This window comes from Serratia fonticola, from assembly GCF_001006005.1.
Classification (GTDB): Bacteria; Pseudomonadota; Gammaproteobacteria; order Enterobacterales; family Enterobacteriaceae; genus Chania; species Chania fonticola.
This window is the reverse complement of record NZ_CP011254.1, coordinates 836,561-858,298: the sequence shown is the minus strand read 5'-3', so window position 1 is coordinate 858,298 and position 21,738 is coordinate 836,561. Positions and strand designations below refer to the sequence as shown.

21 protein-coding genes are annotated in these 21,738 nt (G+C 54.3%); 14 read left to right on the top strand and 7 right to left on the bottom strand.

Features of this window, described 5'->3' with window-relative positions:
• Window position 1: 1 nt before the first annotated feature.
• The 7 genes from WN53_RS03745 to WN53_RS27070 form a co-directional block, all read right to left on the bottom strand.
• Complete coding sequence (locus tag WN53_RS03745) at window positions 2-697, bottom strand: fimbrial biogenesis chaperone (RefSeq protein ID WP_024483871.1); 696 nt, start codon at window positions 695-697, stop codon at window positions 2-4.
• Window positions 698-746: 49 nt separating this feature from the next.
• Entirely contained in the window at window positions 747-1,331 is a 585-nt protein-coding gene (locus WN53_RS03740) for a fimbrial protein (protein WP_024483870.1), read from the bottom strand.
• Between the two features lie 702 nt (window positions 1,332-2,033).
• Window positions 2,034-3,410 (bottom strand): FKBP-type peptidyl-prolyl cis-trans isomerase N-terminal domain-containing protein, encoded by a 1,377-nt coding sequence (locus WN53_RS03735; RefSeq protein ID WP_024483869.1) that lies wholly within the window; start codon window positions 3,408-3,410, stop codon window positions 2,034-2,036.
• A complete protein-coding gene (locus WN53_RS03730) occupies window positions 3,407-3,841 on the bottom strand; it encodes a hypothetical protein (protein WP_024483868.1) in 435 nt (144 codons plus the stop codon). The genes WN53_RS03735 and WN53_RS03730 overlap by 4 nt, the downstream gene beginning before the upstream one ends.
• Before the next feature lie 40 nt (window positions 3,842-3,881).
• On the bottom strand, window positions 3,882-4,571 hold the full coding sequence (locus tag WN53_RS03725) for a helix-turn-helix transcriptional regulator (protein ID WP_024483867.1): 690 nt from the start codon (window positions 4,569-4,571) through the stop codon (window positions 3,882-3,884).
• Window positions 4,568-6,220, bottom strand: a complete 1,653-nt coding sequence (locus WN53_RS03720) for a PglL family O-oligosaccharyltransferase (RefSeq protein WP_024483866.1) — start codon at window positions 6,218-6,220, stop codon at window positions 4,568-4,570. Before WN53_RS03720 ends, WN53_RS03725 begins: the two co-directional genes overlap by 4 nt.
• A gap of 28 nt (window positions 6,221-6,248) precedes the next feature.
• Window positions 6,249-6,560 carry a hypothetical protein gene (locus WN53_RS27070; protein WP_071784946.1) on the bottom strand — a complete coding sequence of 104 codons (312 nt, stop codon included), beginning with the start codon at window positions 6,558-6,560 and terminating at the stop codon, window positions 6,249-6,251.
• 443 nt (window positions 6,561-7,003) lie between these two features.
• Here WN53_RS27070 and WN53_RS03715 point away from each other — a divergent pair, with 443 nt between their 5' ends.
• The 14 genes from WN53_RS03715 to WN53_RS03645 all read left to right on the top strand — a co-directional run bounded on the left by WN53_RS03715 (window position 7,004) and on the right by WN53_RS03645 (window position 21,657).
• Window positions 7,004-7,537 carry a fimbrial protein gene (locus tag WN53_RS03715; RefSeq protein WP_024483865.1) on the top strand — a complete coding sequence of 178 codons (534 nt, stop codon included), beginning with the start codon at window positions 7,004-7,006 and terminating at the stop codon, window positions 7,535-7,537.
• 102 nt (window positions 7,538-7,639) lie between these two features.
• Complete coding sequence (locus tag WN53_RS03710; RefSeq protein WP_024483864.1) at window positions 7,640-8,176, top strand: fimbrial protein; 537 nt, start codon at window positions 7,640-7,642, stop codon at window positions 8,174-8,176.
• 40 nt (window positions 8,177-8,216) lie between these two features.
• On the top strand, window positions 8,217-10,817 hold the full coding sequence (locus WN53_RS03705) for an outer membrane usher protein (protein ID WP_080949236.1): 2,601 nt from the start codon (window positions 8,217-8,219) through the stop codon (window positions 10,815-10,817).
• A 13-nt stretch (window positions 10,818-10,830) separates the two neighbouring features.
• The gene (locus WN53_RS03700; RefSeq protein WP_046808420.1) at window positions 10,831-11,589 is read left to right on the top strand and encodes a fimbria/pilus periplasmic chaperone; all 759 of its coding nucleotides are present in this window, start codon (window positions 10,831-10,833) and stop codon (window positions 11,587-11,589) included.
• 45 nt (window positions 11,590-11,634) lie between these two features.
• On the top strand, window positions 11,635-12,291 hold the full coding sequence (locus WN53_RS03695) for a fimbrial protein (protein ID WP_390901728.1): 657 nt from the start codon (window positions 11,635-11,637) through the stop codon (window positions 12,289-12,291).
• Window positions 12,292-12,298: 7 nt separating this feature from the next.
• Window positions 12,299-12,799, top strand: a complete 501-nt coding sequence (locus WN53_RS03690; protein WP_046808013.1) for a fimbrial protein — start codon at window positions 12,299-12,301, stop codon at window positions 12,797-12,799.
• 11 nt (window positions 12,800-12,810) lie between these two features.
• On the top strand, window positions 12,811-13,317 hold the full coding sequence (locus WN53_RS03685; protein WP_024483860.1) for a fimbrial protein: 507 nt from the start codon (window positions 12,811-12,813) through the stop codon (window positions 13,315-13,317).
• A 10-nt stretch (window positions 13,318-13,327) separates the two neighbouring features.
• A complete protein-coding gene (locus WN53_RS03680) occupies window positions 13,328-13,891 on the top strand; it encodes a fimbrial protein (protein WP_024483859.1) in 564 nt (187 codons plus the stop codon).
• A gap of 235 nt (window positions 13,892-14,126) precedes the next feature.
• Window positions 14,127-14,897, top strand: coding sequence for a reverse transcriptase domain-containing protein (locus WN53_RS03675; protein ID WP_235166939.1), 771 nt, complete (start codon window positions 14,127-14,129; stop codon window positions 14,895-14,897).
• Between the two features lie 1,795 nt (window positions 14,898-16,692).
• Entirely contained in the window at window positions 16,693-17,559 is an 867-nt protein-coding gene (locus WN53_RS03665; RefSeq protein WP_024483856.1) for a ParA family protein, read from the top strand.
• The gene (locus WN53_RS03660; RefSeq protein ID WP_024483855.1) at window positions 17,556-17,915 is read left to right on the top strand and encodes a hypothetical protein; all 360 of its coding nucleotides are present in this window, start codon (window positions 17,556-17,558) and stop codon (window positions 17,913-17,915) included. The genes WN53_RS03665 and WN53_RS03660 overlap by 4 nt, the downstream gene beginning before the upstream one ends.
• Window positions 17,908-19,260, top strand: coding sequence for an SPI-7-type island replicative DNA helicase (dnaB-PI, locus tag WN53_RS03655; RefSeq protein ID WP_024483854.1), 1,353 nt, complete (start codon window positions 17,908-17,910; stop codon window positions 19,258-19,260). Before WN53_RS03660 ends, dnaB-PI begins: the two co-directional genes overlap by 8 nt.
• Complete coding sequence (locus WN53_RS03650) at window positions 19,250-20,935, top strand: ParB family protein (RefSeq protein ID WP_024483853.1); 1,686 nt, start codon at window positions 19,250-19,252, stop codon at window positions 20,933-20,935. Before dnaB-PI ends, WN53_RS03650 begins: the two co-directional genes overlap by 11 nt.
• A complete protein-coding gene (locus WN53_RS03645) occupies window positions 20,932-21,657 on the top strand; it encodes a DUF2786 domain-containing protein (RefSeq protein WP_024483852.1) in 726 nt (241 codons plus the stop codon). Before WN53_RS03650 ends, WN53_RS03645 begins: the two co-directional genes overlap by 4 nt.
• Window positions 21,658-21,738 lie beyond the last annotated feature (81 nt).

Sequence of the window (21,738 nt, the reverse complement as noted above, 5' to 3'; positions counted from 1 at the left end):
ATCAATGAGACGTCAGAGTTTTTTCTTTATAAGCGCCAAAGTCATCAACATATATCACGGAGAGGCGCTCATTTTTCTTTATTGCGGCCTTGCTTTTGACGATGGCGTGAGAAAAAGGCGCAACCATGGTGGCATCGCTAAGCAGTTTCTTATGATCCGTTCGGTCAATATTGGCCAAGGTGAAATGATAAGGACTGTCATTCTTGATGGTGAGTTGAGTGCCTTGGGCATAAATGGAAATATTATCGGTCATCTTTTCTGGGCGTATTTTTAGCCCCGCAGGTCGATAAAACAGTTTGATCCGTGACTTGACGGCAAGTTGAAGTGTATTGAGACCCCGCATATTTTCTGGTACGGGAGGGATATCAAGAACATTTAAATAAAAAACGGACTCGCGATCGTTAACATGTGGTGTCGAGCTCTTTTTTATGCGCAGTTGTTGTCCGTTTCTGCCTGCAATTCTAACAACCGGAGGTGACAGTAAAAATGGTACGTTAGCGGTTTCTGGTGTGGAGCCAATATCGCCATCATCGAGCCAGGATTGAATAAGTGAAGGTGTATCTCCATTATTGATCAGTTGAACAATAACGTCTTTGTTGGGTTCCTGATAAATGACACGGGTCGCGTTTATCACGACATTAGCATCGGCTTGCCCTATGGCCAAAGCCATCCCTGCGAGTAACATATATTTAATCATAATACTCCCGGTTGTCGGGCTCATCCTGTGAGCCCGACGGATAATGAAATTACAGGTAAGAAATGGTGTACGTGATATTAGAATGTAAGGCCCCGACTTTTGCCGTTGCCGTATTGGTTTTGTAATAGTATGCATCCAATGTTAACGTTTCCGAGTTGGGGTCGGAACTGTCACCTTTGATATCAGTGATAAAAGGCTGATTCAATGGGATGGGGGTGGATGACGTTGTTTTAGCCAGGGAGAACCCGACATTTTTTGCTACTGTGGCATCATTTTCGTTGACCGTATCATTGAGCAGGTATTTCCCGTCGTTAGAAATATTATCTGCGGATGAGAAATATATTTTTAGTCGCTGATCCGCTTCACCAAGACCTGGCGCGCAATTAGAGAATGTCAAGGAAAATGATTTCTTGTTTTTGGTGATAGGCCCAACAACATCACCTGCATCGGTGATGGATATAGGGCTAAGCGCGACGGTTAAATCAGCGCTTTTACCTCCATTGATTGTACAGGTGGTGTCAGTTATTGCCCCTGAAAAAGAGATTATCCCGCCCGAGGAGGTATTATCGGCAAACGCTGAGGATGAACTTAATGCGGTGGCCAGTAATGTCAGAGAGAGTATTTTGTGACCCATATTGACTCCAGTTCCATGTCATGGAATGTGATGTTTACGTAATTAACTAGAAAGGTACGTCACCCTGTTTTCGATGAAATTAATTCATAGCCTGAAGTTAAAAATCGAAAGCGTGGTGTTTTCTTACTGAGTATTGACACGTTTTCTTACTCAGGAAGGCATTATAAAACATATGGTCTTTACATTCATGCATATATCTTATGAATTCATGACATGAAATGTCCTTATAAAACAAAAGGTAATATCATTATTGCAGTGACTTTTTATTTTTATATGTTATTTTCAATATCCTGCATCACGAATATAGATAAAAATCTATATTTTAGTTTCATCTCTTCTTCGGTTACTCTCTGTGTTCGATAATTCCCCTTCTGTTTTCCGTTAATATGCCACTGTCCGGGACTTGTGAGGATCACAATAGAACGGTAACAGACCGGCTCGCGCGTTGTTGTATTGGCACCCTGTGGGCAGATAATTCGGGAGGCATTACACATCACGCGCGTTATTGGTGGGGACGCCAGGGAGAATAGACCGTTTGAGGCCACACTTCATGATGCGTTCAGTGCGGAACCCACCGAATGGCCGCTCCCGCTTAAAACGTCCCGGGCTTGCCCGGGCGCGATAGCGTCATCATCCGATAGCCCTCGGAAAAGCGAGGGCTATCGGATGTGCCGTGATGAGTGTGCATTGTCACCGACGGCGTTATTCGGGGACATGGCTATTGTCAATACGCAACGTATAGACCATGGTCGCGTTGGGGGGCACTTTGGGCGGATACCCGGTTTCTCCATAGGCCAGGGCGGGCGGCACGACCAGGGTCAGTGAACCATGATTGCGCAGGTAGCCTATCGCCTCCCTGAACAGCGGCGGGAAAGCCGCAAGCGGTTGTGAGAGGACCTTTCCGTTGAGCTCCATGTCCTGAATGACGGTGTTGTCGGTCAGGGTTTCTTTTACCACCACGTCAATGATTGCCTCCTTTGCCAGTGCACTGTCGCCAGCATAATCGATTCGATACCAGAACCCCGAGGGAGACTGGGTCGCCCCTTTCTGTTTTTTGAACCTGGCAAGGTAGACGTCATCCTGAAGGCTTTGCGCCTGATGCCGTTTATCACGCGCTGCATTGGCGGTGGCATCGGCTTTTGCCACGAGTTGGGTCAGTTGTTCCTGTGGCAATTGCAGGTGCCCCGAGACGCTGTCGACAACGCCAGCCAACAAGGCAATCTTGTCCACAGGGACGCCCCATTCCTGGCGCTCCGCTATCATCGTCTGGATATCCTGACCCAGCGTCGAGCCTGCCGCATAGGAGAGGCGGGTTTTCTCCTGCGTCAATTGCGCCGGCGTCATGTTCCAGGACGTTCGCTGACGCAATGCGGTCAACTCCGTTTGCGCCTGGTTCGCGCTCGCTTGCAGTTCCGCCTGTTTCTGCTCCGCCTCTTTCAGGGTGGTGCGCAGGGTCTGCACGGTATCCTGGGTCTCACGCAGTCGCCGCGCCTGTATCCCTTCGGTCTTGAGCACCGCCTCTTTGAGTATCCTGACCTGTTCGTTGGCCTGGACTGTCGCGTTGTGTGCCTGCGCAGTCTGCTGTTTCGCCTCGCGAAGCAGGGCCGCCGTGCGTTGTGCGTCGGGTGAGCCACGCCAGGCATCGCCGAGCGTGGCGACCCAGTGTTTTAACGGTGTCAGGTCGGGGTGTGCGGGGGGCGCCACAACGGGTACTGCCGTTTTTTCTGCCCGCAACGCATTGAGCTCCTGGCGAAGCGCCTCCAGTTCTAGGCGTTGATGCGCCAGTTGCTGCTTGCTGGCGAGCAGCAGTTGATGGGGCGTGCCGGTGTTGACGTTCGCGGCCTTGGAGGGCTGTTCATCCGACCGGCGAACGGGATGCACCGTTTTTTTTGTCGTGTTGACGGCTTTCGATGTGGATGTTTTTTCTGGGGGGGCCGGTTTTTCGCTCACCTGTTGCCGGTACTGCTCAGCAAACTGCAATATCGCGGGCACACCGTCGTCCGCAGAGACGCTGCCGGCCAACACCAGGGCCGCGAGGGCCGTGTAATGCGTGGGAAGCCGCCACTTTTTCAGTCTCATTTAACCGGCTCCTCTTTACCCAGCTCAACGCGCTCAGCAAGCCCGGTCAAGACGGCTTGACTGACGTTGGCACACAGGTAGTTGATTTTGTAGCGGTATAGGGCATCCATCGTTTCCTGCGTATTCTCGTTTACCTGAACACGCACACGAGCATACTGTGCGGCGCCCTGCATCAGGCCGTCGAATGCCTGTTGGTATTGCTGATGTTGTTTGGGGGTGATCTTGCGCAAGGCCCCCATTTGTTCCTGGCACAGCGTTAATTGCGCGAGCTCACGCTGTTTAAGTCGCTCTTCTTCGGACTGGGTAGCGCCTGTGGCGGTCGGTTTCCCGGCGGGAGCCGTGCCGGGTTTTGGGGTTTGGCAGGCGACGCCACCGAGGGCAATGAGAAACAGAATGCCCCCGCGAAGGGAGCGATTGAGTGGTGTGTTCATGCGGGTTGCGTATCCTGTTGGGTGGGCGTGTTGTTGTTTGTCATGAAGACCTCTCTGTCGCTGAAGGGGCATGAGGGGAGATACTCCCTCGGGGAGCACCTTGATGCGATTTCTGATAGGGGGGCAACGCCTCGGCGTCGTGGAGGCAGTGCGGTAACCCGTCCAGATTGTTCAACCAGAGACATAATTCGTGATTGCGCGAGAACCCCAGCTTGCGCATGGCGGAACATTTATGGTGGCTGACCGTTTTGATGTGCACGCCGAGCAGTCTGGCTATGTGGTTAGCTGACAGCCCCTGCGCCAGGGCAGCCATAACTTGGCACTCTTTGCGTGTGAGTGTCGGGCGGATGCGCGGGGCATCGCAGATGATGCTGTCATTGTGTTTCTTGACGACGGCTTCAATGACCTGCCGCACGGTGTTTATGCTGTCATGCCGTTTAATGATGCCGGTCTCGTATCGCCTGTGTGAATATGTTCGGTATCGGTGGTTATCCTGGATCCGCAGGATACTCCGCCGGGTATACGTATTCGTCGTGGTCCGACAGGTGTTGAGAAAAGAGGAGAAGTCATCCGTCACGATAAACAGGTCGGCCAAATGGCGCTGATGCTGGGTTAAAAGGGTGACGTTTGTGTGTTTGCACAGGTCCTCGGTCTGCAGCAGGGTGGTGAGGCCCTGTGCAAAAAACTGGTTGGTGTCCTGTATCAGGATGTTGATGTGGGCTTTTTTCATGGCCAGTCCTGGTAATGTTGCGGTGCTGGGGTATCGACTGAGGAGGCAAAACGCCTGTCGGTCGGGAAAAGCAAGGCGGCCTCACGGCGATAATGCTCGGCCGTTGCCGGGTGTTTCTGGTGCCGTAAGATGGTGATCAGGTTGGCATATACGTGCTTGTCGATGCGGTGTTGCAGGTAGGTTTGTGCCCACCGGCTGTAGCCTTCCAACAGCTGTTCATCCCGCGTCCGGTTGTAGGTCATCAGGGCGCCTACCTGTTCATCAAAGGTGATACGTTCCAAAAGCAGATGACGCGCCGGGGAAGATAACGTTGTTAAGGGAGTGACATCTTCCATGCCAAATGTTTCTACTTGCGTGAGCGTCACTTCCCCTTCAATGGTCACCATGGCCAGTGCGGCAATACCCAGTGTCAGTGCCGTCATGGCCAGGTTCAGACGTTGGCTTGCCCTGTCCGCCAGAGTGGGCAGGGTTGACGTAGTTGTGCCGAGGCTGTCCGCCATGGCGAGCAAAAGCAGAAAAATGACAAAATGCAGTGTCGAGAGGTAGAACGGAAACTCCAGCAGGCTGTGGATAGCCATGGGCAGCAGGGCGATACTTAACGCGGTGGCTACCCCGGCCATGCGATGCCCGGCGCGCAGGGCAAGGCGGTCCCGTTTTATCGCCTGGCGGACGATAATTCCCGCGCCGGCGACCATCAGGAGCACGCCGACCAGCCCGACGACTCCGCCCTCAACGGCCCACAGCAAGATTTCGTTGTGGGGATGGCGGGCAATTTCAGTCACCGGGGTGGGGGGACTCTGGTTTACGCGAAAGTGCTGGAAGTCGTACTCGAATCCGCCATATCCCCATCCCAGCAAAGGCCGTTCGGCAATCATGGCCAGGGTGTCACGCAGCATGGTCCAGCGGGCCATGTTGCTGCCCGAGTGGTCTGTCAGCGGAAGCAGTGCCTCTCCGGAGAGCAGCCAGGCACTCCCCAGGGCAACACCACCGGTCAGGGCAGCGACGGCATTGACGGTGTTCGGGGCAGTGATACGGCCAAAACGAAAAAGCAGCAGTACGGCGGCGAGGCCTCCCAGCCAGCCGGCCCGGGACTGAATGCAAATCAACAGGGCCGAGAGCACGACCAGCAGGGCATTGAGGCTGTACTGACGGGCGCGTTCAATCCCCGCGTGTTTTGAGGCCAACCCGGGCAACAGCAACAAGGCAAGGATGAGGGTAACGCCGGTCGCAATAAAGCTGGCAAGCACGTTGGGCTGAAAGAAGGTGCCGTAGATACGGTGACCATAAAGGGGGACCCAGGCATTATCAGGCATGAGCCACTGCTGACCGGCAATAATCGCCTGCATACCAACCAAAAGAAGCACGCCATAGAGGACTGTGAGCAACGTGCATCGGCGCCAGCGTAGCTGCAGGCACGAAAAAAACCAAAGGATACCCAGCACGGCGCCAGCAACCCGCCATGCCGCTCCCGGCACGCGGACATCGGTGGTGTAGGCCAGGGGCAGGGCTAACATCACCATTCCCGCCGTAAAATAGCGCAGGGCAGGCGAGATGAAAATCGCGCGACGGTCTCTGATACGCCAACACCAAAATCCAAGGGCTCCGAGAGAAAGCCCCTGTAATATCAGAATATTGACAAGAAAGGTCACTGTGAAGTCCTCATTCTGTTTTATTCCGTCATGGCGTCTGTCGGTAATTCGGTGCCGAAAATGGTTTCGGGGTATTGCTCCCAATCGGAAACCAGCGAAGTGAATTATTTATGGCACTGTCACTGACGACGATATAATTTTTATTCACCATGTCGAGCAATAAATAACGCGCTCGGTAAATTCCGATATCAATGGCCATAGCCAGTTGGCGCGTAGAGGGCCAGCTCTTTTCCGGGGGTAACGTATGGTTCGTTACAGGGGGGGCCAATTGTTGCAATACATTAAGTAATGCATGTTGTAGCCGAAGGCTTTCTTGGTGAGTGGTTTTTCTCTTTGTCATGTTTTTCGCTCCATGTTTCTACCCCAAAAGTGGTAGAGATCTCGGTGGTTATGGGGCAATCCTGCATTTCACGGATCATTATATCGTTTATTTTGACTAATCAGATCGGTTGATTTGATGTTTGATGTAATTACAGCATAATATATCGCAACAATCATTATCACGATCGGATGTTTCGATTTTTAATGTGAAAGTAAAGCTTGTTAGTTTTATATATTTTTTTTGTTATATCCTGATGAAAATATTTGGTCTAAATGTACTTTCTTGCAATAATTGATTTCAGAACGAGGGTGTCCTTTGTTCTTGCTCTGGATCTATTTTGATATTGTGACGTGAGTCGAATCGTCACTTTTTTATTGCTTTCGGGGTGCATTGCGTAATGGATTATGCAGTCCGAGGTCCGGAATTAAACATCAATCATTAATCATGCTTAGGAAACTATAATGAACCTGAATAAGACACTTCTGGCTGCGGTAATCGCATTTGGCTCTGCCTCAATGGCGCACGCTGCTGACCAAGGACACGGTAAAGTGACCTTCACCGGCTCTATTATTGATGCACCGTGCTCTATTTCCCCGGACACTGTAGATCAGACCGTTGAGCTGGGTCAGATTTCCAACGCGGCGCTGAAAAACGGCGGCAAGTCCACAGCACGTAACTTTAATATCCAGCTTGAAAACTGCTCGTTTGGTGATCCGGCGGCGAAAAACAAGGTGGCAGTCACCTTCACCGGGATGGAATCTGCGGCGGGCAACGGTTTGCTGGGTATCACCGGGACGGCCAAAGGCGCCAGCATTGCCATCACTCAGGGCGATGGTGAAGTGATTAAACTGGGTAAACCGACCAAGCAACAGCTGCTGCAGGACGGTAACAATACCCTGAGCTTCGGTGCCTACATGCAGGGTGACGGTGCCTCTGCCGCCATCACCGAAGGTAATTTCCAGTCCGTCGCTGACTTTACCCTGGCATACAACTAAGTCCGATTTTTCCCTCTATTTTATTTTAAATATTGGCGTGCCTGTGCATGCGGGATCCCCGCATGCCTTTTTAAGACTGATTGCCCAGGAGATGAGTGGAAAATGCCCATTAATAATAAAACGTTAATCGTATTTTCCTGTCTGTTATTTCCCGCCACGTTTTCTTCTCATGCTGCCGCTGGCCTGGCGGGATGGGGACGGGTCAATATGCAGGGAAGCATTATCGATACGGCCTGTGCCATTGCGGTCGAGAGCCGCGAACAAAGTATTGATATGGGGATTATTTCCGTGGCCGATATTCTTCGTGACGGCCAGGGGCGCAGTAAATCCTTTTCTATCCACCTGGTTGATTGTGTTCTGGAGCGTCCGGGAAAAACAGGCTGGAAACAATTCCAGGTGACCTTTGACGGTGATGCCGAAGAGACATTATTTGGTGTTCACGGTGACACGTCCGGCGTTGGTCTGCAGATTTCAGATGGCGTAGGCAATATTGTCTTGCCAGGAAAAGCATTGTCGTTGGCCGATATTTTTCCCGGAGATATGAAGCTGAATTATTCCCTGAAATTGGTGGCCAATAATCACGCGGTCAAGTCCGGTGATTATTTTTCTTCGATACGTTTCAAGCTGGATTATTTCTGAATATTCCGCGCAATGGTTTCTAAAATAACAAGGTAAGGATATGGGATTGTCACCGACAGGAAAGCGGGTTCGTATTCAGGCGCTCGGGTTGTGTGTTTCGCTCGCGCTGAGTACGCCGATGACAGTGGTTTTCGCGGCCGATGACATACAGTTCAATACGGATGTGCTGGATGTCAACGACCGGAAAAATATCGACCTGAGCCAGTTTTCCCGTGGTGGTTACATCATGCCGGGTACCTACGGCATGGTGGTGCACATCAACAAGAATGAACTGCCGGAGCAACAAATTCCCTTTTATGCCCCGAAGGATGATCCGAAGGGCAGCCGGGCATGTATCACCCGGGCGCTGGCGAATGAGCTGGGGTTCAAGGAAGGCGTGCTCGGCAAGGTGACCTGGTGGCACGGTAACACGTGTCTGGACGAGGGCAGTGTGCAGGGGATGGAGGTCCGGGGCGACCTGTCGACCAATGCGCTTTATCTGAATATCCCGCAGGCCTTTCTGGAATACACCGATGAAAACTGGGATCCACCGTCACGCTGGGATGAGGGTATTCCAGGGTTGCTGTTTGATTACAACGTGAATGCACGAAGCCAGCAACAGCTGAAGCAGGGGACGCGCGGGTACAGCCTCAGCGGTAACGGCACGGCCGGCGCCAACCTGGGCGCCTGGCGACTGCGTGCGGACTGGCAGGCCAGCCTTGACCATCAGACCGGGAGTGGGCGGTCGTCCCGTCAACAGCTGGACTGGAGCCGTTATTACGCCTACCGGGCCGTGCCGGCGTTGCGTTCGAAGCTGACAATGGGGGAGAACTACCTGGACTCCAGCATGTTCGACAGCTTCCGTTTTACCGGGGCCAGCCTGGTCTCGGACGACAACATGCTGCCGCCGAACCTGCGGGGCTATGCACCTGAGGTGGTGGGGGTCGCGAAAACCAACGCCAAAGTGGTCATCAGCCAGCAGGGCCGCGTGTTGCACGAGACCACCGTGGCATCGGGGCCGTTCCGCATCCAGGACCTCAACGATGCCGTGACGGGTGAACTGAAGGTCCGGGTTGAAGAGCAGGACGGCAGCGTGCAGGAGTTCGTGGTTAACACCGCCAACATTCCGTACCTGACCCGCCCGGGTTCTGTGCGCTTCAAGCTGGCGGCGGGTAAGCCGTCGGACTGGCAGCACCATTCGCGTGGCCCCATGTTTGGCACCGGCGAGTTCTCCTGGGGGGTGAGTAACGGTTGGTCACTGTATGGCGGTGCCCTGGCGGGCGGCGATTACAACGCCCTCTCGCTCGGGGTAGGTCGCGACCTGATGGCGCTCGGGGCACTGTCGTTCGACGCGACCCAATCGCGCGCCCGTCTGCCACAGGAAGGCGGCACGCTCAGTGGCGGATCGTACCGCCTGAGCTACTCGAAGAATTTCGACGAGTTAGACAGCCAGGTGACGTTCGCCGGCTACCGCTTCTCGGAGCAGGACTTCATGAGCATGAGCGAGTACCTCGATGCGCGGTACTACGGCACCCGTACCGGCAACGGCAAGGAGATGTACACCATCACCTTTAACAAGCACTTCCGGGACTGGGGGCTGAGCAGCTACCTCAACTACAGCCATGAGACCTACTGGGACCGGCCGGCCAACGACCGCTACAACCTGACGGTGTCGCGCTATTTCGACGTCGGGCGGTTCCGTAACCTGAGCCTGTCGCTGTCGGCGTACCGCAACACCTATAACGGTACCCATGACGACGGGGGATACCTGTCGCTGTCGATGCCGTGGGATAACAGCTCGACCGTCAGTTATAACACCTCGGTCAATCGTAATGACACCACCCACCGGGTCGGTTACTCGGAGCGGATTGACGAGCACAACAACTACCAGCTTAACGCCGGGACGTCGCGCAGTGGGGCCAACGTGAGTGGGTATTACAACCACGAGGGTGACACGACGCGTATGAGTGCCAACGCCAGTTATCAACAAGATCGCTACAGCGCCTTCGGCATGTCAATGCAGGGCGGGATGACGATGACGGCTGAAGGCGGGGCATTGCACCGCGCCGGGATGGCGGGCGGTACCCGGATGCTGATTGACACCCAGGGGGTACCGGAGGTGCCGGTACGTGGCTATGGCAGGAGCAGCAAGACCAATGCCTGGGGCAAGGCGGTCATTGGTGACGTGAGCAGCTACTACCGCAACAAGGCCAGCATCGATTTGAATCAACTGGGTGACAACGCCGAGGCCACCACATCGGTGGTCCAGGCCACCTTGACCGAAGGGGCGATTGGTTACCGCAAGTTTGAGGTGATTGCGGGGGCCAAGGCGATGGCGGTCATCAAACTGGCCGACGGCAGCGAACCGCCGTTTGGGGCAAGGGTGCTGAACGCACGCAAACAGGAAACCGGCCTGGTCAACGACGGCGGCAGCGTCTACCTGAGCGGCATCAACGCCGGTGAAACCATGACGGTGCACTGGGACGGGGCGGCGCAGTGTGAAGTGCGGATGCCGACGCCGTTACCGGCGGACATGCTGATGAACACCTTGCTGCTGCCGTGCCATCCGACACATCAGGCTCCGGATAAAACGCGTGGGCCTGCGTTAACTGAAACCCTGTTGAAAGCGGCCGTGGAGGCCGGGGAAGAAAAAAATGCGTAATAACTCGTTGAACATGAATGCCGCTCTTTTACGAACGCCCGCCGTGCCGGGGGCGCTTGCCGTACTGCTGCTGGGTACTCTGGTGGTGCCGCAGGCGCAGGCCGCCATCGCGCTGGACCGGACCCGGGTGGTGTTTGACGGGGGGCAGAACTCGGTGAGCCTGAACGTCAGCAACCAGAACAAGCAGTTGCCGTACCTGGCGCAGGGCTGGATTGAGGACGAGAAGGGTAACAAAATTCAGAGCCCGTTGACGGTACTGCCCCCGGTGCAGCGCATCGAGCCGGGCAAGCCGAGCCAGGTGAAAATCCAGGCCCTGCCGGCGGCGAAGCTGCTCAAGCAAGACCGGGAGACGCTGTACTACTTCAACCTGCGGGAAATTCCGCCGAAGAGCACCAAGCCGAACACGCTGCAGATTGCCCTGCAGACCCGAATCAAGCTGTTCTACCGCCCGGCAGGGATTGCGATGGACAAGAACGGGGCGCCGCCGCAGGAACAACTGACGCTGACGAAGCAGGGGGACAAATACGTGGTCAACAACCCGACCCCCTACTACGTCACGATAGTGGATGCGGGCAGCAACAAAAATGCCGGTATCAAGGGCTTCGAACCGATGATGGTGCCGCCGAAGGGCAGTCTGCCGCTGACGGTGAGTGCCGCCAGCGTGGGGGCCAGCCCGGTGCTGACCTATGTCAACGACTACGGCGGCCGGCCGCAGCTGAGCTTCCGCTGCAACGGCACTACCTGCACCGTCGCGCCGGAAAAACAGGCGTAACCGGATAACCGTGGCCGAAGAGCGGCAAGGCGAGGGAGAAAAGGAATGGGTATGACACACGAGACGGGCAGGGACCGGCAGGGCCCCGTTTGGTCAGACGACCTGAAATATTACGGCACGCTGGGCGGACTGGCGCTGATGGTGCCGCTCACACTGGGCATGATGCTGTGCCTGCTGCCAGCGGCGCAGGCCGGGGCGGATATCGAAGGTAGCTACGGCACCCTGTATGTGCACGGGGCACTGACCGAGAGCGCCTGCCGGCTGGAGATGACCAGTGCCCGTCAGGACATTGCACTCGGCGAGACGGCTACGGGGCGCTTGCAGACCCTGGGCGCCCGGGGCACACCGGTGCAGTTCGAGCTGCGGCTGAGGGATTGCCTGCGCAGCCCGGCCGGCAGCCGGGATGGGCGCACGGGCGGCCTGACCTGGGCAAGCAACCAGCCGGCGGTGACGGTGAGCTTTAACGGCGTGCGCGATGCGGACAACCCGCAGTTGGTGAAAGCCCAGGGCGTCTCGGGACTGGGCTTGCGCCTGGAGGACGAGCACGGCCGCGACGTGCGTCTGGGCAGCCGGGGAGCCCCGCTGCTGCTGACGCCGGGGCAGGACGCGTTAACATATCGCGTGGCGGCAGAGCGTACTCCGGCCGGACTGGTTGCGGGCCGTTATCGGGCCGTGGTGGATTTTCATCTGAGTTATGACTGAGGCAGCCATGAACGGAACACTGCGATACCGGACGTTGGCCTGCTTATTGTGCGGGGTACTGGTCACCTTGCCGCTAAGGGCGGGCGCGTCCAATACGGCCACCATTACCATAAAGGTCACGGTGGTTGCCCCGCCGCCGTGTACCGTCAATGACAACAAGACCATCACGGTGGAGTTCGGCGACGTGATGACCACCCGCGTGGACGGCAATAACTACCGTATGCCGGTGAATTACACGCTGGACTGTCGGAGTGCGTCCGCCAACGCGATGAAACTGCAGGTGCAGGGCAATGGCGCGGCGTTTGACGGAACTGTACTGAGAAGCGACAAGGCGGGCTTGGGCATCAAGCTGTTGCAGGGGAGCAACAAGCTGCCCATCAACACCGCGCTGAACTTCACTTACCCGAACAAGCCCGAATTATGGGCCGTGCCGGTCAAGCAGAGCGGAGCGACCCTGACGGGCGGTGAGTTTGCGGCCACGGCCACGATGAAAGTGGACTACCAGTGACGGAGCTGAGTGTGAGCACAACCCCAAGGATAGTACATACCCTGTTGCTGACCGGCTGCCTGATGGGCATCGCGGGGGCACAGGCAAAGGACGGCGAAGCGGAAATGACGTTTCACGGCACGCTGATAGAGCCGCCGCCATGCACCATCAACGATGGTAACCGGGTCGAGGTGAACTTCGGCGAACGGGTAGGCATCACCAAGGTGGATGGTGCGAACTACCGCCAGGTGATGAACTACCAGATAACCTGCACGGGGGCCGTCAGCGCCGGCTGGGCCCTGACGCTGAGCCTGAGTGGCAACGCGGCGGCGTTCGACAGCGAGGCGCTGCTGACCAGCAAGGACAATCTGGGTATTCGGATTTACCAGAACGACAAACCCTTTACCCCGAACAGCACGTTGAACATCGACCGTACCCGACCGCCGCGTCTGGAGGCCGTGCCGGTGAAGAAAGCAGGCACGACCCTGACTGAAGGGGCCTTTGAGGCCTGGGCAACACTGCGTGCCGACTATCAATAAGGAGTGTGAGATGGAACGCAAAACGGGGCACTATTTTGGCCGGGCTATGAGAGGAGGGGGTCTGGCTCCGCTGCTTGCAGCGCTGATGACGTCACCCGCGGGGGCCGCCGGGGAGAACAACGTTCACCTGTACGGCGCCCTGGTGGCCGAGCCGTGCGTGATTGCGCCGGGGGATGACGATATCCGGCTGGATTTTGGGACGATTATCGACAAGTACCTGTACCTGAACACCCGCACGTTGGGGCAGGCGTTCGAAATACCGCTGGCGGAGTGCGACCTGTCTTTGGGCAACACGGTGACGATTACCTTCAAAGGGACGGAGAACGCGGCCCTGCCGGGCCTGCTGGCCATTGACGGGGGGGGCGGGGCGACGGGTATCGCGATAGGCCTGGAGACAATGCAGGCCAGACCGCTGCCCCTCAACAAGGCCAGTAGCAAGATGGTGCTGCAGCCTGGGGGGAACGTGATTGCCTTGAAGGCCTATGTGCAGGGTGAGCCTCAGGCGATTACCAACAAAACGATAGGGCGTGGGCCGTTTACCGCCACGGCGACGTTCAACCTGGAATATGAATAAGGGGCCTGTCTCACGCGAGGGCGACAGGGATATCCCGTGGGACGGAGCAGCACAACACTGGGAACAGGCGTATCGGTGGTTGTGTCAGCGCCGACAGCATGCGCCGGTCAATGCCGATATCTGGGACTTGCGGTTCAGGTGGCCGCAGCAGCAGGTCCGGTGGCTAAACAGGGTGCTGGCAGGGGAGTACCGGCTGTCACCGATGCAGGTTTATCGGCGGCGGCACAGGTGCTGGGTGCAGTGGTCTGCCCATGATGCCCTGGTGCTGAAGTGGGTGGCTATGTGCATTGAGGCGCACCTGCCCCGCCCCCGGGATTGCCATCACCTGAGGGGGCACGGCGGCGTCAGCGGGTCGACGCAGCAGGTTTCCTCGGCCTGGCGCAATGGGGAATGGCGGTATGTGTACCGTACGGATATCCGGGGGTATTACCGGCATATTTTAAAGCCTCAGGTGGCAGGGCAACTGCAATGGCATGTCCACAACAGGGTCTGCCGGGACCTGTGCCTGCAATGGCTCCATTACAGCATTGAGGACGGCGGTGAGATACACACGCCGGAGAAAGGCATTTGTCGTGGCAGCGCACTGAGCCCGCTCATTGGCGGCAGTCTATTACGGCATGTTGACCATTATTTTGGTGGCAGGGAGGACCTCTTTTATGCCCGCTATATGGACGACTTTATTATTTTCACCCAAACGCGGTGGCATTTACGCAAGGCAATTAAACGTCTGCATGAGTTTTTTGACCTGGGCGGTTTTGAGGCACACCCGAATAAAACACAACTGGGGAGAATTGAAAATGGCTTTGACTGGCTGGGGGTGTGGTATGCCCCCGAAGGGCCCTGGATAGCGCCGAGGGCAATCGAGAACTATCGGGAACGTATCGCGCGGCTTTATGAGCAAGCCCGGTATCGGAAGCTGTCAAAGACAGAGACCGAGCTGCGGGTGCGGGAATACGAGGCCCGGTGGAGTACATGGGCAAAACACCTCTTGCAGAACGCGGGGTGATTGCCTGCTTTTTTTGAAACAAACTACTGGTGTTCTATGAATAAGTTCCTCGCTAGTATCTGGGCTGTCGCGTCAATATGGACAGGGAGCGCCACCGCTGTGATGCATCCTGTTGTACTCAATCCACGTATCACCGCGTGTAAGGATACTACCGCGCAAGGTCCGTGCAGCAGAGACGTGGCTTATGCGATCGATGGGACGACCTTGTCTGAGACTCCTGCTACGACTACTCCTGATAAGACCCAATCGAAGGTCCTGACGCTGTATGGCATGCATTGTGATTTGGGCTCTCGTCTGACTAACACACCATTCTCGAAGTGTTTCTTCACCAACGCACTAGACCATACACCCGGTGTTACTAATTGTAATCTTATTAGTACGGACACATGGGAACTGACACCCGCGTCGACGTGTGCGCCCCGGTCTACAACGTGGGGGTACCACCACGGGGCTGGGCCCGGTGGGGAGTGCCTTGTTATAGCCCAAGATTGGTTAAACGTGGCTTATGAGTTGCATACTATCCATGGTTTAATAAGTGCCGACACTGCAGCGAATTCCGGAAGCACTTTTTGCCAAAAATTCGTTCCGCCGGACGTTCCCTGTGAAATCCTGCTGCCCGGGGAAATCGACCACGGGATTATTCCTACTGACATGGTTGATATGAAAACGGTAACGGGTGGCGTTAAGTGTGGACCGAAACCCGTGCTCTCTGTCGTCGGGGGGTCTAAGGTGACGATCGCTCCTGGGTTAACCACGGACCTATCCTTTGATATAAGCGAAGGCGGTATATTCCGTGCGACCTCCTCACTGAGAGCGGTAAAAGCTGTCGCGGGGACATATAGTCGTGCCGTAGTGGTGCAAGTCTCACCGTATTAGTTAATTACCGGGACGGTAGCACGGCCACGGCGACGGGCCGCCCTGGGGGGGGTAGTGGGCGGACGAAACGGGTGGAGGATGGACTACGGCGGGGCTGAAGTGGTTATTTCGTACTTCTATTTTCGTCGAGGGGATATCAGGTGAGAGCGGGACCACGCCCACGCCTGGTATGAGACTGCGCGGTATGGTCCGGACTTAACGGGCTATCCTGCATGAATAGATGGGGGGCACGGACGATGGGGGTGGTACGTCGTGGTTGACATAGTGGACGCCGTGTGTCGCAAAATTGGGTCCTGGTGATGCTTCGCAATAGGGTGCAAGGTTAAATTAGTCGCCGGTGAATAAGGAATTACCTGACTGTCGTTATGATGGTAGTAGAGAGGAACTCCAAGCGCGAATGGACTCTCGGTGAAGTCGTCTCTCTGGGGTTGAATTATAACAAGATACGAAACGATTTATTCCTGCACCTGTTTATCAAAACACTTTGGGAAATAGGGCTTTCCGTTATTTATACAGAGTGCTTTGGTTGAGCTTTTAACCCAGTTGGGGAAGGAGTTATATGATACTGGTAATACGATGGATTCGTTCGTTTTGTGATGGCTTTCGAAGATATCTATCTCAATGATAGAAACCGGAAAGGGGGTCTAGACTCCGAAAAATCCGTCTGGAACAGATTTAACAATGCTATGCGTTGACCCGCAACGGGGAGCTACAGGGATGTAGCTCATAACCGAACGTAGTTCGATGAAGAGTCCACACTCAGAAAGCAAAAAACCCGCCATAGGCGGGTTCTTCTAAATGATGGTGCCCGGACTCGGAATCGAACCAAGGACACGGGGATTTTCAATCCCCGTGTAGGATGTGGTTAACGTTTTACCAGTTTTTACTATTACTCGAATGATAAATTCGGGTAATAAATATGCATGTAATTTCAATCATTTCCACCAAAGGTGGGGAAGGAAAATCCACCCACGCAGCTAATCTCAGCGGTTTCTGTGCAGATGCCGGTCTCAAGACTCTGTTGATCGACGGTGACTACGCTCAACCGACAGCCTCCAGTTATTATCACCTGCAGTATGAAGCCCCCTGCGGCCTATATGAATTGTTAATGCAGACGGCGGATCTCAACCAACCTCAACAGCTTATTTCTCATACCAGCATTGTCAACCTCGATCTGATCATTTCAAACGATCCCCACGAACAGCTTAAAACGGCCATGATGCACGCGCCGGATGGTCGTTTTCGCCTGCGTAATTTACTGCAACACCCTCTGTTTACCGATTATGACGTGATAATAATCGATTCACAGGGTGCCCGATCCATCATGTTGGAGCTGGTCATGCTGGCAACGAACCATACGGCGCTAGCCATGATCAAGCCGGTGGTACCTGATGTGCGTGAGTTTTTACGCGGTACTATCCCGCTGATGGAAGGGTTGCTGCCTTATAAAGACTTTGGTATCGCATTGCCCCCGGTGAAAATCCTGGTGAACTGCATGGACTACACGGTTCTGGCAAGAAAAGCGCTGGCAGCGATAACACAGATCATTAACGAAAGCTCATACAGTGCCGCTGATATCCCAGTCAGTATGTTGGCAACGCAGATCTACGATTTAGAGGTTTATAAGCTGGGGCACAGCCTGTCTCAACCTGCTCATAGGTTGGAATATCAAACAGATCGTAAAGCCCCGCCTGCAGCACAGTCTATATGTGATCTGGCCTGTGAGCTCTTCCCAGAGTGGAAACCCTTGTTTGATGATGTTCTTGCTCGGGAGGTTCGCGTATGAATCGCAATCAAATTTGGCGTGCCGTCGCTTATTCCACTGATACCTATAAGGGACACGATGAGGTTCATGTGTTCGTTGACGCACCTGATTACGAAACGGCAAAAAGCCGGATTTATGAGCGTCTAGCCGATGAATGGGGGCTGGCGCGGGGTTTTATCGATTTCTGCAATCTTTGGAGTGAATCAGAACTTCGTGATATGGCTGTAGGTCCGCAAACACCGATTGGGCTTCCGTTGCTGGAGTCTGGCGCGAATTATGATCAGGAACCCCTGATCCTGGTCGCTTCTTCCCAACTCCGTGAGGTTCTGGAATGCGCGTTGCGCGAGGTTCAGAGTGAGGATACTTGCCATGCGTAACACTGAACAACGGCGGGTTCTACCGCATTCATTAGAGGCTGAACAATCAGTACTTGGCGGGTTAATGCTGGAAAATGATCGTTGGGATGAAATTGCCCCCATCTTGACGGCAGACAGCTTTTTCTCTCCGCCTCATCAGAAGATTTTTGCCGTTATGCAGGCGTTACTTGGCCGCAATATGCCTATCGATCTCATCACTGTTTCAGAGGAGCTTGAGCGGGGTGGGCAACTTGATATCGCCGGTGGCTTTGCCTACCTGGCCGAGTTGTCCAAAAACACCCCCAGTGCGGCCAATATTGTGGCCTATGCGCAGTATGTCTCTACCAGCAAACAGAAGCGCCAGTTGTTAGCGCTAGGGCATGATCTTGCCGGGCAGGCTGAAGATGCTCGTACAGATGTGGATGAACTACTGGCACAGGCAGAACAACGTCTCTTTGATATCGCCGGTCTGCAGGCGTCCGGCAAGCCGTTTGATCTCATATCATCGCTGGAGACCTATCTTGACCGTCTGGAGTTGCGTTGTAGCAGTGAGGACCTGATCACTGGTACCCCTACGCCTTTTGAGCAACTTAACGGGATGACTAGCGGGCTGCAGGACAGTGATCTGATCCTGTTGGCGGCACGTCCCTCAATGGGTAAGACCGCACTAGCTTTGAGTTTATGTGAGGGTGCCCTGGAGACCCGGAAAGATAAGCCGGTGCAAATCTACAGCCTGGAAATGCCCATCGACCAACTTTTATCACGGTTTATTGCCATGCTGGGGCGTATCCCTTTACAGAATTTACGTAGCGGCAATATGGGCGATGAGGAATGGGCCAGGGTGGGGGAGGCGCATAAAATTCTGCTGGAGTGGAAAGATCGTTTATTCATTGATGACGACAGCTTTATGACACCGTCAATGCTGCGTTCTCGGGTTCGTAAAAACGTTCGAAAATACGGGAAACCGTCGTTAATCCTGTTGGACTATCTGCAGTTGATGCGTTGCCCTGGTCAGGAAAATCGGACACAGGAAATTGCCGAGATTTCGCGTTCCTTGAAGGCGTTGGCGAAAGAGATTGGTTGCCCGGTGGTAGCCCTTTCACAGCTTAACCGTGCCCTTGAGAATCGGATGGATAAACGACCCAATAATGGTGATCTTCGGGATTCCGGCGCTCTAGAGCAAGATGCCGATATGATCGTGTTTATCTACCGTGATGAAGTTTACGACGAGCATACTCCAGATAAGGGCATTGCCGAGCTGATTATTGGCAAGCAGCGCAATGGTCCTATTGGCACAATAAAAGTGAAGTATCAGGCTGAAATAACCCGATTTGAAGATTTCTCGGGAGGCCGCTATGACTTCTAAAAAAGTGCAGACCTTGAGTGAGCAGTTGTTGCAACGGGGACGTTCACCAACGTCCAATGCCGTGGCCGTATTGCCGGTCAGTGAGATGCCAATGGTATTAACGCTGGATCAATTACGGCCCAACCCGGATAACCCGCGTACCACTCGCAATCCCAAATATGACGATATTAAAGCATCGATCCTGGCGCGTGGATTGGATTCAGTGCCAAAAGTGACGAAGAACCCAGACAGCGCCGAAGATGTGTATATCTTCAGTGATGGAGGGAATACACGCTACGCAATTTTGAATGAACTATGGGAAGAAACTCGCGATCAGCGTTTTCTTCGAATTCAGTGCATTTTCAAGCCCTGGCCGGGGCGGTTGAAGTGTCTCATTGGGCATTTAGCTGAAAATGATGTTCGAGGAGACCTGTCTTTTATTGAAAAATCGTTTGGTGTAGCCAATGCCAGAAACATTCAGGAGGAACTATTAGGGCGTGAGGTTAGCCAGAGGGAACTCGCAGAGCTGCTCAAATCTGAAGGGTATCCGATACATTACTCCACTATAAGCCGAATGGAGTATGTCATAAAGCAACTGTACCCCTATCTTCCGAAGGTTTTGGAGTCTGGATTAAGTCGTACCCAAACTCTTCCCCTTATAAATCTCCGTATGGCGGCAGAAAAGGCCTGGGGGGAGTTCAGTGTAAATACTGATGTGGGTAAAACGTTTGATGAGGTGTTTAGTGAGGTTTGTCGCAATCTGGATGATCCAGATCATTATGCCCTGGAAACGTTCAAAGACGAGTTGATCGCGGCATTACTCCAGGCAATACCCAGCTCGGAGATCACTTATGATCGCTGGTTGATTGAACTTGACCCGAAAGAACAGAATCGCCGGAAACTGTTTGGTGAACCCGTGCCTTTACCACAACATATTATCAATGCAGATAAAGGCATCGAAGAAAAAGATGAGTGGGCTACACCCATTGTTGCGCCAAGGTCTTCACTTGCGGTCTCTCCCTCTGATGATCGTCAGATTAAAGACAAGATCCCGACACAACATAGCCAGCCAGTACCAGATATCGATCCTGGTGAGCAGCATAAGGAAGAGCATAAGGAAGAGGAACAGCTTGATTTGTATGGACTGCCTGATAAGCCCAGGGAGTCAACGCTACCGGTGGCCTTCCCATCCTCTGCCTCAACGGGCGGTGTATTGCAAGAGCAGCAAAATAATAACCCGTCTCCCGTGTCGGAAAGCGCCATCTCGGACTCTTCGGTTTCATTCGCCAATACGGGCTTGGAGCCGGTGACCGATATCTGGCACATTTCTGCCCTGCAGGACGATATTGAGCATTTGCAGGACGCGGCTTTTCGTCTGGCGTTTGAACTGGCTGAAGTGCTTGAAGCTGAGCAGGAGCTGTGTGAAGACAACTTGCCTGGTTCGGCGGGGTATCGCCTACGGGTGAATACTCACCAGGCTTCCCCGATAACACGATTGCTGGCAGGGCTATCAGGTGATGCTGCCGTTTCCCTGTCTGCTACTGAACTGGCGAACATATTAATCGGTGCGGAGCAACCGGCTGATTGGCCGTTGCTGGATGATATTCAGGTGGTCAAGTTTTTACGGTTAATTCGCGTGATACGGCGTTTGCGTGAGATCCAACGCCAGTCACAGGATGGGGAGGGTCAAGGATGAGTCAATCACAGCGTCAGGTTCGCCTGGTGAAGTTAATTCGTAAACTGCTGGCGTTAGCTAAAAGTAACAGTAATGCCCATGAGGCCGGGCAGGCCTTATCCCGTGCTCGAAAGTTGATGCAAAAATATGGTATCAGTGAACGGGATGCTGAGTCTTCTTTGGTGCAGGAGTCTCAGACGCAGGGAGCCCCGTCCGATGCGGTGAAAGTCCCTCAGTGGATGAACAGCCTGGTCTGGCTCATGAATCGGGTATTTGGTTGTCGTGCTTATTATAGCTGGCAGCAAGCATGGTCTGGCGATAACCATCGTGTCGTGGTGTTCTGCGGTTTTGGTGAGCGTCCAGCAGTGGCTGCGTATTCGTTTGATGTCCTTTCCCGCCAACTGAAAATGGCAACAATTGCCTACCTTAAGACACAAAGCAAGCGTCTTAAACTGGCAACTCGCCGTGCTCGTGCCGACCAATTTCGCGAGGGGTGGGTTGAAGGAGTTCGCCGTGTCGTCGTTGATTTTGGTCCCTCTCAGCAGGAAGGCCAGATTATGGCGCATTACCTTGAATCTTTGTCGTTAGATCAGACCAAACTTCGGGAGGCCAGGGAATGTCGCGGGGCTGATATTGCCAGAGGAAACGGTTTCGTCGCCGGGAAAAATGCTCGGTTGTATCACGGTGTCGATGGCGCAGATCAAGGAAAACTGACGTGTAAACCTGAGGTGCCCTATGAATAAGGATAGATCAGGTATCACGCTGGTCATGCTCTGTATTGTGGCGTGGGTGATTGATTTAGGGATGCTTTTGGGAGGGAACTA